Here is a 16,383-nt window from a genome sequence, read left to right on the forward strand (position 1 = left end):
GCTGCATCTTAGCAGTGCCTTTCGAATTTATTCCACACGTGCTTCACACACATCATGGCCCTTTTAAATATCTTAGAATTCCCTGATCCCCGCTTGCGCACTATCGCTAAGCCGGTTGCGGAGGTGGACGATGCCCTTCGTCAGGTGATCGATGACATGTTCGAAACCATGTACGAAGCGCCTGGCATAGGATTGGCCGCTACCCAAGTCAATGTTCACAAACAGCTGATCGTCATCGATATCAGTGAAGACAAGAGTCAGCCGCTCGTGTTCATCAACCCGAAACTGGAACCCCTGACCCAGGACCTGGGCGAGTACCAGGAAGGCTGTCTGTCCGTACCGGGCTTCTACGAAAAAGTAGAGCGACCTGAACGCGTCAAGGTAAATGCCCTTGATCGTAATGGCGAGCCGTTCGAGATGATTTGCGAAGGCCTGCTGGCTGTTTGCATTCAGCATGAAGTGGATCACCTCAACGGCAAGTTGTTTGTTGATTATCTATCCTCGCTCAAGCGCGACCGCATCAAGAAAAAGCTGGAAAAGCAGCACCGCCAGCAGAACGCCTGATCGCTCTGAAAAGGCCTGCAGCAGCAGGCCTTTTTCATTCTGGTGCCAAGACCTCTATCCTATGCAAGACTCGCCTTTATAGTAGCGAGCAGTTGCTGCCTTGTACTGATCCATGAGAGCCCCATGACTCAACCTTTGCGTATTGTCTTTGCTGGTACACCAGAATTTGCCGCCCGCCATCTACATGCTCTGTTAAGGGTAGGCTACTCAATAGCCGCCGTGTATACACAACCTGACCGTCCGGCTGGACGAGGGCAGAAACTGGCGATGAGTCCCGTCAAGCAGCTGGCGGAATCTCACAACATTCCGGTCTATCAACCTCAGACGCTACGCAACGCTGATGCACAGGCAGAGCTTGCAGCCCTTAAGCCTGATCTCCTGATCGTCGTGGCCTATGGGTTGATTCTGCCGCAAGCCGTACTGGATATTCCGCGCCTGGGCTGCATTAACAGCCATGCCTCGCTATTACCTCGCTGGCGAGGGGCTGCGCCGATCCAGCGTGCCATCGAAGCGGGCGATGCCGAAACGGGCGTCACGGTCATGCGGATGGAAGCGGGCCTGGATACCGGCCCCATGTTGAGCAAGGTAAGTACACAGATTACCGCCGAAGACACCGGTGGCAGCCTACATGACCGTCTCGCATTACTAGGCGCAGAAGCGGTTGTCGAAGCTATTCCTGCGCTGGCAGCCGGTACGTTGCCAGACAAGCTGCAAGATGATGCCTTGGCAACGTACGCTCATAAGCTTAATAAGGAAGAAGCCAAGCTGGACTGGAGCCGTCCTGCTGTCGATCTAGAACGGCTGATTCGTGCCTTCAATCCATGGCCGTTATGCCACAGCACACTGGCGGGAGAGGGCGTGAAAATCTACGCAGCAACAGTAGTAGACGGTAACGGACAGCCCGGTGAGATTCTGGAGGCCAGCCGTGAAGGTTTACGGGTTGCCTGTGGTGAAGGCGCGCTGCTGCTAACGCGTATACAGTTTCCTGGCGGTAAACCGCTCGCGTTTGCTGACTTGTTCAATGCCCGCCGTGAGCGCTTTGCCGCAGGTCAGGTACTTGGCTTATGAGTCTTAATCCCCGTCTTGCTGCGGCTCGGGCACTGGCTGCCGTGCTGGCAGGCCGCGCCTCTCTGGGTAGCAGCCTGCCAGCCCAACAGGACAAGGTTGATCCACGGGATCGTGCGCTCGTTCAGGAGCTGGCTTTTGGCACCGCTCGCTGGCAGCCCCGGCTGGCTCTGCTGGCCGAGAAGCTGTTACAAAAACCATTCAAGGCAGCTGATCGCGACGTGGAGGCGCTGCTGCTGGTTGGTCTGTATCAGCTCCTCTACACCCGCGTGCCTGCCCATGCAGCCTTAGGTGAAACCGTAGGCTGTGCGGACAAGCTTAAAAAGCCTTGGGCAAAAAGCCTGCTCAATGCAGTACTGCGTCGTGCCCAACGGGAAGGCGAAGAGATCCTGGCAAGCCTTGAGCGTGACCCTGCCGCTCGGCTGGCCCATCCGCGTTGGCTACAAAAAGAACTCAAGGCGCGTTGGCCTGAGCACTGGGAAGCGATCTGCCACGCCAACAATCTTCATCCCCCGCTCATTTTGCGGGTAAACCATCGCTTGGGAACACGAGACGCTTATCTGGCCGAACTCATTGCCGCCGGTATCGAGGCTGAAGCCTGTGCCTACAGTGAGGACGGCATTCGCCTGCTGGCAGCTCAGGATGTAAAAACCCTGCCGGGTTTTGCCGAGGGTCGTGTCAGCGTTCAGGACGAAGCCGCGCAACTGTCAGCCCTGTTGCTGGAATTGGCACCTGGCCAGCGTGTGCTGGATGCCTGCTGCGCCCCCGGCGGCAAGACGTGCCACATCCTTGAGCGGGAAGAGCGCCTGGCCGAAGTTGTGGCTATCGATGCCGAGGAGGCGCGTCTCGCCCGAGTGCGTGAAAACCTCAGCCGCCTCAACCTTTCTGCCACCTTGATTGCAGCGGACGGCCGCGCAGTGGATAACTGGTGGGACGGCAAACCGTTCCAGCGCATTCTGCTCGACGCACCCTGTTCAGCCACAGGCGTCATCCGTCGCCATCCGGATATCAAGCTTACCCGTACACCCGAGGATATTCCTACCTTGGCCCAGTTACAGGCTGAGCTCCTGGATGCACTCTGGCCCACACTGGAGGTGGGAGGCATTCTGCTGTATGCCACATGCTCGGTAATGCCGGTTGAAAATACCGATAACATCGGCGCGTTTCTGGCGCGAACGCCGGGCGCCAGGGAGCTGGATATCCCAGCACCCTGGGGGATCAAACAGCCACATGGCCGACAGTTGCTTCCCCAAGAAAATGGTCACGATGGGTTTTACTACGCCCAGCTGATCAAAATCGCTAAATAAGAGGACTGCCCATGCTCGAATCACTGGAAAAAATGCTGGCCAAGGGAATGGATAATCCCATGTTGCGGTTCGGGCTGGGCAAGGGCTATCTGGATGCGGGTGATGCTACCCAGGCGGCTGTACACCTTCAACGCTGTGTGGAACAAGATGCAGGTTACTCCGCTGCCTGGAAGCTACTTGGCAAGGCGTTGGATCAGCAGGGCGACAGTGACGGGGCGCGTACGGCTTGGCAGACGGGCCTGGCAGCAGCCCAAGCCAAAGGCGATAAGCAGTCAGAGAAAGAAATGACGGTTTTCCTGAAGCGTCTGGATAAGCAAAAGGGCTAAGCCAAACTCTCTGGCCTATCCTCGCAGGAAGCGGAAGCCCGCACCAAGTGCATCCACGCGCATTACTTCCATATCTACTATGGGTGCCTCGATAGGCAGGTCCAGCACCTGCCCCTGCACCCTTGTGCCGACCGGCCACTCCGTCAACGTCGCATGCTGTACATAGACGCCCCCATCAGACAGATCGCGTGTCTGGCAGATCAGCTCGCCAAAGTCCGGATGCGTGATGCGCAACCGGACTTTCATGGCTATACGTGGGTGGCGTCTCTGATTGATACCCATCACGTTCTCCTACTCACTGCTTTCCATCTGTCATCAGGATAGCCACTGCACCAGAAGCCACAGGTTGGCGAGACTGATGATACCGAACAGCAACCAAGCCAGCAGCTTGGTATAGGTGCGATTGACAAAAGGCCCCATGAGTTTCGTATCGCTCGTCATTCGAATGAGCGGATAGAGTGCAAACGGAAGCTGCAGGCTCAGGACGACCTGGCTCAATACCAGCAGTTTGCCTACGGAGCCTTCACCTAACCACCAAACGCCGATCAAGGCTGGAACCAAGGCTATCGCACGAGTAGCCAACCGCTGTTGCCAGCAAGGAATCTTGAGCTTTAAGTAGCCTTCCAGAATGACCTGCCCGGCTATCGTCCCGGTAAAGGTCGAGCTTTGTCCTGAAGCCAGCAGCGCAATGCCAAAAAGTACACTGGCCAGCGCACCACCTACCAACGGATCAAGCAGATGATAGGCGTCCTGAATCTCTACCACATTGGTATGCCCGGTACGATGAAAGGCCGATGCTGCCAGAATCATGATCGCCGCATTGATCAACAGTGCCAGCGCCAGCGAGCCGATCGTGTCGAAACGCGCCAGCCGAATGGCTTCCAGGCGGCTGGTCTGATCCTTCGCAACCAGACGCGTCTGAACCACGGAGCTATGCAGGTAGAGATTGTGAGGCATAACGGTCGCGCCCAGGATGCCGATCGCCAGATACAGCGGCTCCTGATGAGCAATCGCTTCCCAGGAAGGCACAAAGCCTTTCGCCACGTCTGGCCAGAACGGTTTGACCAGCATCAGCTCAATGAAGAAACAGATGCCGATCGTGGCGGCCAGCCCCAGCATGATGGCTTCCACCTGACGGAATCCTCGACGCTGCAAGCCCAGGATCAATAACGTATCGAAAGCCGTCAGGATAATACCCGTGGTCAGCGAACACCCGAGTAGCAGATGAAACGCCAGCGCACACCCGAGCACCTCGGCAAGATCGGTGGCGATAATGGAAGTCTGCGCCAGCGCCCAATGCGTCTTGGCTATACGAGGGCTATAGCGCTCACGGGAGAGCTGGGCAAGATCCCTCCCGGTTGCCAGTCCCAGACGCGAACACAGGCATTGGACCACCATGCCGGCCAGGCTGGCGAGCAGGACTACGAACAGCAGGGTATAGCCGAACCGGGAGCCTGCTTCGATGGCGGTTGCCCAGTTACCTGGATCCATATAGCCGATCGAGACCAAAAGGCCTGGACCTGCAAACCGTAAAGCCTTACGCCAGAAGGGCGCACCGGGCGGAATAGCAACCGACCCGCTGACTTCGGATGGACAGAAGGGTGCCGTAGCAATTTTGGGAATTGAAAATTTCAACTGCAGCTCTCGATCAGTGAAACGGTTTGCCGTTATCAATACCCAGTCCAGAAACCAATGAACTGGGCAGCTGACTTGCCTGGGTATAGAGCATTGATCGCATTACCGAAAGGGGTGCACTCAATACCAGCGCTGCTCGCCATCAGGACGATTCTTGAAGCGCTTCATGCTCCACATGTATTGCGTCGGATAGGCGCTCACATAACGCTCCAGCGCTTTGCTCATGGCCGCCACAGACACTTCCGGGTCCTTGTCGTACATGTCTGCCGGTGCAGCTTCAAGGATCACCTTATAGCCGCTGCCATCGGCTAGACGTACCGCATGGAAGAACACACCACGCGCCTTTCCCTTGGCCAGCAGCGATGGTACGAACTTGCTGGTCAACGCTGTAGTACCCAGAAAAGGAACAAACAGGCCAGCACTGCGGCTTGGCTCAGGATCAGCCGGAATACCCACAGCGCCACCACGGCGTACTTCCTTGATCACACTGATAATGCCTTCTGGCGTTGAGGGCGCAACACGATTACCCAATTGAACCCGCTGCTTTTTCAAGAGCTCGTCCACAGCCTTCAATTTAGGTGGACGATAGAAAATGATCGGCTTGGCATGTGAGCAATAGAAGTGGTTGAGCAGCTCCCAGTTACCCAGATGGCTGGTAATGCCTACCAGACCATCGCCTGAAGCCAGCGCCTCCTGCAGTACATCCATGCCTTCCACTTCACGGATCAGCTTGAGTGAGCGCTCGGCCGGCCAGATCCAGGCACAGGCACTCTCGGTCAGCGTCTTGCCGATTCCAGCCAGACACTCCTTGGAAAACTGCTCCAGCGCTTCGTCTTTAAGCTCTGGGTAACAATGGGCTAGGTTGATCCGGGTTACCTTGCCGGCACGTGTCGGCAACTTCCACATGCACCAACCAATAAAGGAACCCAGCCGCTGTACCATGGACCAGGGCAATAGGGCCAACAGACGCAAGAAGCCGACAATCAACGCGCCTTTGAGCTTTTCCAAGAGCAACTCCCACAAGCCTAAAATCCGTTATTGTACTGCTGCATGGCGAGGCTGATCAGCCTTTTGGCGTCTAAGCATCACACAAGGCCGCGTAACGGTCACAATCCGTCGTGTGATCCATCACCAGACCTGCAGCCTGCATATAGGCGTAACAGATAGTCGGACCTACAAATGTAAAGCCTGCTTTCTTGAGCGCCTTGCTCATGGCCTCGGCTTCAGGCGTGATGGCAGGTACTTCGCTGCGATCACGAAAATGATTGATCTTTGGCGTCCCGCCTACAAATGACCAGAGAAAGGCCACCGGATCGTCAAGACGCAACCAGGCCTGGGCGTTCTGTCGTGCCGCCTTGAGCTTCATGCGATTACGAATGATGCCTGCATCCTGCATCCGCTCCTCGATCTCCTCATCGGTCATGACGGCCAGTCGTTCGGGGGCGAAGCCAAACAGCACTTCCCGATAACGGGCGCGCTTTTTCAGGATGGTGATCCACGACAGCCCCGCCTGAAAGCCTTCCAGCACCAGTAATTCGAACAGACGCTGCGGGTCTTTCAGTGGTATGCCCCATTCATGATCGTGATAGGCGATATACAGCGGATCGTCGGTACACCAGTAACAACGTGGCATGAGGGCTCCCTAATGGTCAGAACAGACCGTTCACCTAAATATCATCCGAGTCTAATCGGTTATACTGCCTGACTTTTACCGTCTCCAGCACAGGTGAACGCCGTGACTTCGACTCCACCCGCCGTGCGCACCTTCCAGGATCTCATCCTCGCCCTGCAAAACTACTGGGCGGAGCAGGGCTGCGTTGTTTTGCAGCCCTATGACATGGAAGTCGGCGCCGGCACGTTCCATACCGCCACGTTCCTCCGCGCCATCGGCCCGGAAACCTGGAACGCTGCCTACGTACAACCCAGCCGCCGTCCCACTGATGGTCGCTATGGTGAAAACCCCAACCGCCTGCAACATTATTATCAGTTCCAGGTGGTCCTGAAGCCCAATCCGGAAAACTTCCAGGAGCTTTATCTGGGTTCGCTGAAGGCTATTGGCCTTGACCCACTCGTCCATGATATTCGCTTCGTGGAAGACAACTGGGAATCACCGACCCTGGGCGCCTGGGGCCTGGGCTGGGAAGTCTGGCTGAACGGCATGGAAGTAACCCAATTCACCTACTTCCAGCAGGCTGGTGGCATTGAGTGCTATCCAGTAACCGGCGAGATTACCTATGGTCTGGAACGCCTGGCCATGTACCTGCAGGGCGTAGACTCGGTCTATGACCTGGTCTGGACCGATGGTCCATTCGGTACCGTGACCTATGGCGACGTGTTCCACCAGAACGAAGTAGAGCAGTCTACCTATAACTTCGAACACGCCAATGTGCCCAAGCTGTTCGAACTGTTCGACTTTTACGAGTCGGAAGCCAACCGCCTGCTTGAACTCGACCTGCCGCTGCCGACTTATGAAATGGTCCTCAAGGCGTCGCATACCTTCAACCTGCTGGATGCTCGCCGCACCATCTCTGTAACCGAGCGCCAGCGTTATATCTTGCGCGTTCGTACCCTGGCCCGTGCTGTGGCACACAGCTACCTGAAGGCCCGCGCACGTCTTGGCTTCCCCATGGCCACGCCCGAACTGCGTGATGAAGTACTCGCCAAACTCAAGGAGGCCGAACAATGAGCGCCCAGGATTTCCTCGTCGAGCTCGGTACTGAAGAGCTGCCACCCAAAGCCTTGAAAAGCTTGGGTGAGGCATTTCTCGCCGGTATCGAAAAAGGCCTCAAGGCGGCCGGGCTGAACTATGTCGGTGCCCGTTACTACGCTGCACCGCGTCGTTTGGCAGTGCTGATCAACCAGTTGGACGAGCAGCAACCGGATCGCAGTGTGAACCTGGATGGCCCGCCGGTTAAGGCGGCCTTTGATGCAGAAGGTAACCCCACCCAGGCCGCGCTAGGGTTTGCCCGCAAGTGCGGTGTAGACATCAGCGCAATTGACCGCAGTGGCCCCAAGCTTCGCTTCTCCCAGACGATCCCGGGCCAGCCTGCCGGTACGTTGCTGCCCAGTATCGTTGAAACCTCTTTGGGTGAGTTGCCTATTCCCAAGCGCATGCGCTGGGCAGCCCGCCGCGAAGAGTTTGTCCGCCCGACCCAGTGGCTGGTCATGCTGTTTGGCAATGAAGTACTGGATTGCGAAATCCTGGCGCAGAAAGCTGGCCGCGAATCCCGTGGTCACCGTTTTCACAGCCCGGGCAGCGTAAACATCACCGGCCCAGCCAACTATGCCGAAGACCTTCGTGCAGCCTATGTACTGGCCGACTTTGCCGAACGGCGTGAGCTGATCGAGCGCCGCGTCAATGAGCTGGCTGCCGAGCAGCAGGGCAATGCCGTCGTGCCGGCAGGTCTGCTTGATGAAGTGACTGCACTCGTCGAATGGCCTGTACCGCTGGTGTGTTCGTTTGAAGAGCGTTTTCTTGAGGTCCCTCAGGAAGCCCTCATCGCCACCATGCAGGACAACCAGAAGTATTTCTGCCTGTTGGACCAGAACGGTAAGCTCCTGCCGCGTTTCATTACCGTGGCGAACGTGGAGAGCAAGGACCCGGCCCAGATTGTTTCCGGCAATGAAAAGGTCGTCCGTCCGCGTCTGACCGATGCTGAATTCTTTTTCAAACAGGACAAGAAGCAGCCGCTGGAACACTTCAACGAGCGCTTGAAGAATGTGGTCTTCCAGGCTCAACTTGGCACTGTCTATGAGAAGTCCGAGCGTGTTTCCCAGCTGGCAGCCTACATTGCCGAACAGCTTGGCAGTGACGTAGAGAAAGCAGCACGTGCCGGTATCCTGGCCAAGTGCGATCTGGCTACCGAGATGGTAGGCGAATTCCCTGAAATGCAGGGCATTGCCGGTTATTACTACGCACTCAACGGCGGTGAAGCTGAAGACGTTGCCCATGCGCTGAACGAGCAATACATGCCCCGTGGCGCAGGAGCTGAGCTTCCTCGTACTGCCACAGGCGCCGCTGTAGCACTGGCCGACAAGCTTGATACGCTGGTTGGTATCTTCGGAATCGGCATGTTGCCCACTGGCAGCAAAGATCCATTTGCTCTGCGTCGTCAGGCCTTGGGTGTACTGCGTATTCTGATCGAAAAACAGCTGGACCTGCATCTTCCAGCCGCTATCGACAAAGCGATTGATCTGTATGGTGACAAGGTCAAGGCAGGCGATCTGGCTCAGCAGGTACAAGACTTCATTTTTGACCGTTTGCGTGCCCGCTATGAGGACGAAGGCGTTGCAGCTGAAGTCTATCTGTCTGTACGGGCTTTGAATCCCAGCTCGGCACTCGACTTTGATCAGCGCGTACAAGCCGTTCAGGCTTTCCGCGGTCTGCCGGAAGCGGCTTCGCTGGCTGCCGCCAACAAGCGTGTGTCCAATCTTCTGGGCAAGGCCGAAGGCATGGTGTTGGCACAGGTTGAAGCCACGCTCTTCGAGCATGACGCCGAGCGCGTGTTGCTAGAGGCGATTACCGACGCCGAACAGAACGTCGAGCCATTGTCTCTGGCGCGAAACTACCGCGAAGCACTTAATCGACTGGCAAGCCTGCGCGAGCCGGTTGATAGCTTCTTCGATCAGGTCTTGGTGAATGCCGAGGACGAACATGTCCGTGCAAACCGTTATGCGCTCCTGGCGCGTCTACGGGCGTTATTCCTTGGTATTGCCGATATCTCGTTGCTGGGTTGATTGTTATGAAGCTGATCGTGCTGGACCGGGATGGTGTCATCAACAGGGATTCCGACGCATTCGTCAAATCGGTTGAGGAATGGATTCCCATCCCAGGCAGTATCGAAGCCATTGCACAATTGAGCAAAGCCGGCTGGAAAGTGGCAGTTGCCACTAACCAGTCGGGTATCGCTCGCGGGTTGTTTAATGGTGAAACACTGGAAGCCATGCACGATAAGCTCAGACAACTGGTGAACGGGCAGGGTGGTCGTGTTGACCTGATCGTTCACTGTGCCCATGGCCCGGATGACGGGTGTGACTGCCGTAAGCCAAGCCCCGGCTTGTTCCGTCAGATCGCTCAGCATTACGCAATGAACGATCTGACGGGCATTCCAGTCGTCGGAGACAGCCTGCGCGATCTCACCGCCGGTCTCGCTCTCGGCTGTACGCCTTATCTCGTAAAAACAGGTAAAGGCGAGCGAACCCTGCAGAAGCCGCTTCCAGAAGGAACCCAGGTCTTTTCCGACCTTGCGGCTGTTGTACAACATCTTCTACAGGACTAATCCATGCGCGGCCTGCGTACTGTGATCTTCTACATTCTTCTTGGCACCAGCGGTATTATCTGGTCGTGCGTATCGCTACTGATTGCTCCGCTGCTTTCTTATCGGGCGCGTTATCGCTTTGTCGTCAAAGCCTGGACTGGTTTTGCTGTCTGGCTGGCCAAGGTTATCTGCGGCATCCGTTACGAAATCTCAGGGCTTGAGAATGTCCCCAAAACGCCCTGCATCATCATTGCTAACCATCAGAGCACGTGGGAAACCTTTTTCCTGTCCGCACTGTTTGAACCCACCTCTCAAGTGATCAAACGAGAGCTGCTCAAAGTACCGTTCTTTGGTTGGGCCTTTGCCTTGCTTAAGCCCATTGCCATTGACAGAAACAACGGCAAGCTTGCCCTTCAGCAGATTACTGAGCAGGGCGGCCGCTATATCAAGCAAGGCTGCTGGGTACTGATCTTCCCCCAGGGTACTCGTGTATCACCGGGAGAAACTGGCAAGTTTTCTCGCGGTGGCGCTGCGCTGGCCTGCGCGCTGAACGTACCGGTGTTGCCTATCGCTCACAACGCCGGTGAATACTGGCCGAACAAGAATTGGATAAAGCGTCCTGGTACTATCAAAGTGATTATTGGTCCAGTCATGTCACCCCATGGCTCTGATCCTCGTGCGATTGTGGATCTTAATACCCGTAGTCAGTCCTTCATCGATCAAGCGTTGGCTTCCATGTCGCCTGTGCATAATTCAGCTCTAACTGATCCCCCGGCCAGGCCCGCCACTGACAGCTGATAAGATAAAAAATAAACCCCGGGATAACCGGGGTTTTTTATACACAGCTGAAAACTTATACAGCGACCTGTTTCCACTCCCTTTGAAGCAAGCCATACATCACCACATCTTCAAATTGCTCTACCCTGTGCATATCTTCGCGCCGGCATCCTTCATAGCTCATGCCTAGCTTTTCCAGCACTCTGATGGATGCGCGGTTTCGCTGGAAACACTCGCCGAAGATCCGATTGAGTTCAAGCGCAGTAAAGCCATATTCAATCACCGCCCTCGCTGCCTCACTGCAGTAGCCCTGATTCCAGTAGGCTTTGCCTATCCAATAAGCCAAGCCAGCTTTTCGATGAGGAGAGCCGAAACCGCTTAGGCTTATCGTTCCAATCAATGCAGCATTTTCTTGAAGCACAACGGCGAGGTTGAGGCTTCGTCCCTCCATAAACCAACGTTCATGACTGGAGATCCAGTGCTCTGCCAGTTCAAGGGTGTAGGGCGAAGGCAGCGTCCCGGTCATGGAAGCAATATCGGAGTTGTCAGCCAGTGGATAATGAAAAGGCGCATCGGCAGGGACATACGGCCTTAGCTGTAAACGATGTGTTTTCAACAAGGGAAGAGAAGGCATGTGTTAACTCTATTGTGTATAACTTTTAGATATACACAAGCTGTATTACCAGCAGATTTCCAGCACAGCTGTGGAAAAACAGCGCATGGTATCAGCGCTGTTAAAGTTAACCACAATAAAAAAGGCCAACGTCTCCGTTGGCCTTTTAACTATTGCAAGCGGTCAGACGTCTAGGTTCGATACCGCAAGGGCATTGCTTTCAATAAAGTCGCGGCGCGGCTCTACCTGATCACCCATCAAGGTATTGAAAATCTGGTCAGCAGCAATAGCGTCTTCAATCGTGACACGCAGCATGCGGCGTACATTCGGATCCATCGTGGTCTCCCACAACTGATCCGGGTTCATCTCGCCCAACCCCTTATAGCGCTGGATGCTGTAGCGCTTTGCCGTCTCTCCCATCAGCCACTCAAGGGCCTCACGGAAAGTAGAGACTGCCTTGCGACGCTCGCCACGCTTCACATATGCACTGTCTTCAAGCAGGTTATTGATCTGTGTGCCTAGCGTAGTGATCTGGCGATAGTCATTACTGCTGAAGAAGTCCCGATTGAACGTAACGTAACTCGACAGCCCATGCGCCTTGGTTTCTACCTCTGGTAGCCAAAGATGACGCTCGCGGTCTTCACGCAAGTTCACTTCGTAGGCGAGGCCCGAACGCTCATTAGTTTTCAAACGGGCACGGAGACTATCGATCCAGGTGGTCATGGCCGCTTGATCTGCCAGTTGCTCAGGCTCTACCCGCGGCAGATAAAGCGTATGTTCGCTAATATCTGATGGGTACAAACGAGACAGGCGCTTAAGCGACTTCATAACCGTACGATAGCTGTTCACCATTTTCTCCAGCTCAACGCCGGAAAGTCCTGGAGCATGCTCATTCACGTGCAAGCTGGCATCTTCAAGCGCGGTTTGCGTGAGGTATTCCTCCATCGCCTCGTCGTCCTTGATGTATTGCTCCTGCTTGCCACGTTTGACCTTATACAGCGGAGGCTGAGCGATATAGATATAACCACGCTCAATCAACAGAGGCATCTGACGGAAGAAAAACGTCAAGAGCAGCGTACGAATGTGCGAGCCGTCAACGTCAGCATCGGTCATGATGATGATGTTGTGATAACGCAGCTTGTCGATGTTAAACTCTTCACGGCCAATACCGCAGCCCAACGCCGTAATGAGCGTGCCCACCTCCTGAGAGGAAAGCATCTTGTCAAAGCGCGCTTTTTCAACGTTAAGGATCTTGCCTTTGAGCGGCAGGATTGCCTGAGTCCGCCGATTACGACCTTGTTTGGCCGAACCGCCGGCGGAGTCACCCTCCACAATGTAGAGTTCGGAAAGGGCAGGGTCTTTTTCCTGGCAGTCTGCCAACTTGCCAGGCAGTCCTGCGATATCCAATGCACCTTTACGCCGTGTCATTTCACGGGCTTTACGCGCCGCTTCACGAGCGCGGGCTGCGTCGATCATCTTGCCAACAACCGCCTTAGCTTCACCTGGGTTTTCCAGTAGGAAGTCAGCAAATTGCTTACCCATCTCTTGCTCAACAGCAGTCTTCACTTCTGAAGAAACCAGCTTGTCCTTGGTCTGAGATGAGAACTTAGGATCAGGGACCTTAACGGAAATAATTGCCGTCAAACCTTCACGTGCGTCATCACCTGTAGTCGCAACCTTGAACTTCTTGGCCAGACCTTCAGCTTCGATATAGGTGTTCAGATTACGTGTCAGTGCTGAGCGGAAACCGGCAAGGTGGGTACCGCCATCACGCTGGGGAATGTTATTGGTAAAGCAGAGGATGTTCTCGTTGAAGCTGTCATTCCACTGCAATGCCACTTCCACGCCGATACCGTCTTCACGGTCACCCACATTAAAGTGGAAAACCTGGTTAACAGGCGTTTTGTTGGTATTCAGATAATCAACGAACGCGCGTAAACCACCCTCATATTTGAACATCTCTTCCTTGCCGGAGCGCTCGTCTCGCAGCAGGATGCCAACGCCCGAATTCAGAAAAGACAGTTCACGTAGGCGCTTGGCCAGAATATCCCAGCTGAAATGGATATTGCTGAAGGTTTCAGCAGACGGCTTGAAGTGAATCTGCGTTCCGGTTCCATCCGTTTCACCAATCGCTTTGAGTGGCTCCTGTGGAACGCCATGAACATAGACCTGTTCCCAGACCTGCCCAAGGCGTCGAATAGTCAGGCGCAACTCTTCAGACAGGGCGTTTACAACTGACACACCTACACCGTGCAAGCCGCCGGAAACCTTATAGGTATTGTCGTCAAACTTACCACCTGCGTGCAGCACAGTCATGATGACCTCTGCTGCCGAAACGCCTTCTTCCTTGTGGATATCTACTGGAATACCACGTCCATTATCGCGGACGGTAATCGACTCATCCGTATGAATAGTGATGGTGATTTCATCACAATGACCCGCTAGGGCCTCGTCGATAGAGTTATCGACAACCTCGAATACCATGTGGTGCAAGCCGGTACCGTCATCGGTATCACCGATGTACATCCCCGGACGCTTGCGGACTGCGTCCAGTCCCTTCAGTACCTTGATACTGGAGGAATCGTAAGTCTGGTTCTCACTCATGCTTTACTCCCAACGCTTGGGGTCTGCGTAATGGATCCTTGTTCGACGTGGAACAAGGCCACTGGCGTATCGTCTTGCCAGTTGGATTCCAATGATTCTTTCTCGACACAGGTAATGAAGATCTGGCAGTTGAGGCCTTCCAGCAAACGGCATAAAGCCTTGCGATGCTGTTCATCCAATTCGGAAGGTAAATCATCCACCAGATAAACACACTGGCCGCGTTTGACTCGATTGATTAATCTTCCCTGTGCAATTCTCAATGCACAGACCACCAGCTTTTGCTGGCCACGCGACAAGATGTCTGCCGCGTTATGGCTACCTAATCTAATTCGTAGATCGGCTCTCTGTGGGCCGGCCTGCGTATGTCCAAGCTGCATGTCTCGGGTCAGGGACGTCGTCAACACATCCTGCAGCTCGCGGTCTTTGTCCCAGCCGCGGTAATAACTGAACGTCAGGTTTTCTATATCGACCAGTTCTTCTAAAGCAGCCTGGAACTCAGGTTTGAGCTCCGTAATATAAGCTCGCCGAAAGGCATCGATTTCGTTGCTGGCTTGTGTCAGTTCTCTATCCCATGCCTGTTGCGAGGCGGGATCCATTTTACCATGTCGTAGCCATGAGTTCCGCTGTCTTAGCGCTTTCTGAAGCCTTTGCCACACTTGCAGAAAGCGTGGTTCCACGTGGAACACACCCCAATCGATAAACTGACGTCTAATCTTGGGACTTCCCTCGAGCAGTCGGAAACTATCTGGATTGATCAGCTGAACGGGTAACGTTTCGGCAAGCTGAGCCGTGCCTCGAGCATTCTGGCCATTAATACGAATGGTGAAATCACCGTTACGCTCCCGCTGGACACCCAGGTTACTGACACCATCGCCAGGCAAGCTGACTTGGCCAAAAACCGTGCAGGCTGTTTGCTCGTTCTGAATAACAGGTGACAGCCGAGTGCTCCGGAATGAGCGAGCCAGCGCTAGCAAATGGATGCTTTCCAAAACGCTGGTTTTACCGCTGCCGTTATCACCGTAGAGGATATTGATCCGCGGAGAAGGTGTCAGCGTCACCGTGTGCAAGTTACGCACAGCGGTGACGGTCAGGCGGATAAGAGACATCGCGCCTCGAAATTACAGACGCATCGGCATGATGACGTAAGAGGACTCGTCATTGCCGGCTTCCTGAACCAACGCACTGCTATTGGAATCGGAAAGGGTGATACGTACCTGGTCAGTTGTCATGACACCCAGTACATCAAGCAGATAGCTTACATTGAAGCCGATCTCTAGATCAGCCCCTGTATAATCCACCTGCAGCTCTTCCTCTGCCTCTTCCTGCTCAGGGTTGTTGGCCTGAATCTTCAGTTGATCGGTTACCAGCTGAAGGCGAATACCACGGTACTTTTCATTGGAAAGAATAGCCGTACGGCTAAAAGCTTCACGTAACAATTGGCGCTCACCGGTCAGTACCTTATCCCCGTTGCGCGGTAGTACACGCTCATAGTCCGGGAATTTTCCATCGACCAGCTTTGATGTGAATGTGAAGTTAGCCGTTGTAGCACGGATGTGGTGCTGGCCTAAAGTGATATTAACCAGCTCCTCAGGCTCAAGTAGCAGGCGTGACAGTTCAAGGATGCCTTTACGTGGCACGATCACTTGGTGACGGCCCTCATATTGAATACCCGCTTCCTGTACACACATTGCCAGACGGTGTCCGTCAGTAGCAACTGCACGCAAGTGACCTTCGCTGACCTCAAGCAACATGCCGTTAAGGTAGTAACGAACATCCTGCTGAGCCATGGCAAATCCGGTACGGTCAATAAGACGGCGCAGCCTGCTTTGTGGCAGGCTAAAGCTCATTGACCCAGGACCTTCCTCAACGGTGGGGAAGTCATTGGCAGGAAGTGTAGATAACGTAAAACGGCTACGGCCAGCCTTGACAAGCAGCTTTTGCTCATCGGTTCGGATATCGATCAACGCATCGCTTGGCAAACTCTTGCAGATATCCATGAGCTTGCGAGCTGGTACGGTAATTTCTCCAGGCTCAGCCTTGTCTTCGAGCGTTACGCGGCCAATCAGCTCGACCTCAAGGTCAGTACCTGTCAAGGACAGTTCCTGACCTTGGACCACCAGCAGCACGTTGGACAGCACCGGTAATGTTTGCCGACGCTCCACGACACCAGCCACGAGCTGCAATGGTTTCAACAAGGCTTCGCGTTGAATAGTGAAATGCATGGTCTTGTCCCT

At 54.7% G+C, this 16,383-nt stretch carries 16 protein-coding genes; 8 read left to right on the forward strand and 8 right to left on the reverse strand.

Features of this window, described 5'->3' with window-relative positions:
• Positions 1-54 precede the first annotated feature (54 nt).
• The 4 genes from def to IEX86_RS11280 all read left to right on the forward strand — a co-directional run bounded on the left by def (position 55) and on the right by IEX86_RS11280 (position 3,262).
• Entirely contained in the window at positions 55-564 is a 510-nt protein-coding gene (gene def / locus IEX86_RS11265) for a peptide deformylase (RefSeq protein ID WP_188866209.1), read from the forward strand.
• A gap of 123 nt (positions 565-687) precedes the next feature.
• Entirely contained in the window at positions 688-1,632 is a 945-nt protein-coding gene (gene fmt / locus IEX86_RS11270) for a methionyl-tRNA formyltransferase (RefSeq protein ID WP_188866210.1), read from the forward strand.
• On the forward strand, positions 1,629-2,936 hold the full coding sequence (rsmB, locus tag IEX86_RS11275) for a 16S rRNA (cytosine(967)-C(5))-methyltransferase RsmB (protein ID WP_188866211.1): 1,308 nt from the start codon (positions 1,629-1,631) through the stop codon (positions 2,934-2,936). Before fmt ends, rsmB begins: the two co-directional genes overlap by 4 nt.
• Positions 2,937-2,947: 11 nt before the next feature.
• Positions 2,948-3,262, forward strand: a complete 315-nt coding sequence (locus tag IEX86_RS11280) for a tetratricopeptide repeat protein (RefSeq protein ID WP_188866212.1) — start codon at positions 2,948-2,950, stop codon at positions 3,260-3,262.
• A gap of 15 nt (positions 3,263-3,277) precedes the next feature.
• Here IEX86_RS11280 and IEX86_RS11285 read toward each other — a convergent pair whose 3' ends face one another.
• The 4 genes from IEX86_RS11285 to IEX86_RS11300 all read right to left on the reverse strand — a co-directional run bounded on the left by IEX86_RS11285 (position 3,278) and on the right by IEX86_RS11300 (position 6,530).
• Positions 3,278-3,544, reverse strand: a complete 267-nt coding sequence (locus tag IEX86_RS11285) for a PilZ domain-containing protein (protein ID WP_188866213.1) — start codon at positions 3,542-3,544, stop codon at positions 3,278-3,280.
• 33 nt (positions 3,545-3,577) lie between these two features.
• On the reverse strand, positions 3,578-4,897 hold the full coding sequence (locus IEX86_RS11290) for an Nramp family divalent metal transporter (protein WP_188866214.1): 1,320 nt from the start codon (positions 4,895-4,897) through the stop codon (positions 3,578-3,580).
• 120 nt (positions 4,898-5,017) lie between these two features.
• Positions 5,018-5,905: a lysophospholipid acyltransferase gene (locus IEX86_RS11295; RefSeq protein WP_188866215.1), complete on the reverse strand. Its 888-nt coding sequence runs from the start codon at positions 5,903-5,905 to the stop codon at positions 5,018-5,020.
• Between the two features lie 70 nt (positions 5,906-5,975).
• Entirely contained in the window at positions 5,976-6,530 is a 555-nt protein-coding gene (locus IEX86_RS11300; RefSeq protein ID WP_188866216.1) for a DNA-3-methyladenine glycosylase I, read from the reverse strand.
• Positions 6,531-6,632: 102 nt separating this feature from the next.
• On the opposite strand from IEX86_RS11300, the gene glyQ reads away from it, so the two are divergent.
• The 4 genes from glyQ to IEX86_RS11320 are packed head-to-tail and all read left to right on the forward strand — an operon-like array spanning position 6,633 to position 10,953.
• Positions 6,633-7,583: a glycine--tRNA ligase subunit alpha gene (glyQ, locus tag IEX86_RS11305; RefSeq protein WP_188866217.1), complete on the forward strand. Its 951-nt coding sequence runs from the start codon at positions 6,633-6,635 to the stop codon at positions 7,581-7,583.
• Positions 7,580-9,634: a glycine--tRNA ligase subunit beta gene (glyS, locus tag IEX86_RS11310; RefSeq protein ID WP_188866218.1), complete on the forward strand. Its 2,055-nt coding sequence runs from the start codon at positions 7,580-7,582 to the stop codon at positions 9,632-9,634. Before glyQ ends, glyS begins: the two co-directional genes overlap by 4 nt.
• 5 nt (positions 9,635-9,639) lie before the next feature.
• Positions 9,640-10,176 (forward strand): D-glycero-beta-D-manno-heptose 1,7-bisphosphate 7-phosphatase, encoded by a 537-nt coding sequence (gmhB, locus tag IEX86_RS11315; protein ID WP_188866219.1) that lies wholly within the window; start codon positions 9,640-9,642, stop codon positions 10,174-10,176.
• Between the two features lie 3 nt (positions 10,177-10,179).
• Positions 10,180-10,953 (forward strand): lysophospholipid acyltransferase family protein, encoded by a 774-nt coding sequence (locus IEX86_RS11320; RefSeq protein ID WP_188866220.1) that lies wholly within the window; start codon positions 10,180-10,182, stop codon positions 10,951-10,953.
• A 55-nt stretch (positions 10,954-11,008) separates the two neighbouring features.
• Here the strand turns inward: IEX86_RS11320 and IEX86_RS11325 are convergent, their stop codons facing one another.
• The 4 genes from IEX86_RS11325 to dnaN all read right to left on the reverse strand — a co-directional run bounded on the left by IEX86_RS11325 (position 11,009) and on the right by dnaN (position 16,371).
• Positions 11,009-11,566, reverse strand: coding sequence for a GNAT family N-acetyltransferase (locus tag IEX86_RS11325; protein WP_188866221.1), 558 nt, complete (start codon positions 11,564-11,566; stop codon positions 11,009-11,011).
• A 162-nt stretch (positions 11,567-11,728) separates the two neighbouring features.
• Entirely contained in the window at positions 11,729-14,149 is a 2,421-nt protein-coding gene (gene gyrB / locus IEX86_RS11330) for a DNA topoisomerase (ATP-hydrolyzing) subunit B (RefSeq protein ID WP_188866222.1), read from the reverse strand.
• Positions 14,146-15,255, reverse strand: a complete 1,110-nt coding sequence (gene recF / locus IEX86_RS11335; RefSeq protein ID WP_188866223.1) for a DNA replication/repair protein RecF — start codon at positions 15,253-15,255, stop codon at positions 14,146-14,148. Before recF ends, gyrB begins: the two co-directional genes overlap by 4 nt.
• A gap of 12 nt (positions 15,256-15,267) precedes the next feature.
• Positions 15,268-16,371, reverse strand: coding sequence for a DNA polymerase III subunit beta (dnaN, locus tag IEX86_RS11340; protein WP_188866224.1), 1,104 nt, complete (start codon positions 16,369-16,371; stop codon positions 15,268-15,270).
• Positions 16,372-16,383 lie beyond the last annotated feature (12 nt).

The sequence above is a fragment of the Pseudomonas asuensis genome, from assembly GCF_014646755.1.
In the GTDB taxonomy this organism is placed as follows: Bacteria; Pseudomonadota; Gammaproteobacteria; order Pseudomonadales; family Pseudomonadaceae; genus Chryseomonas; species Chryseomonas asuensis.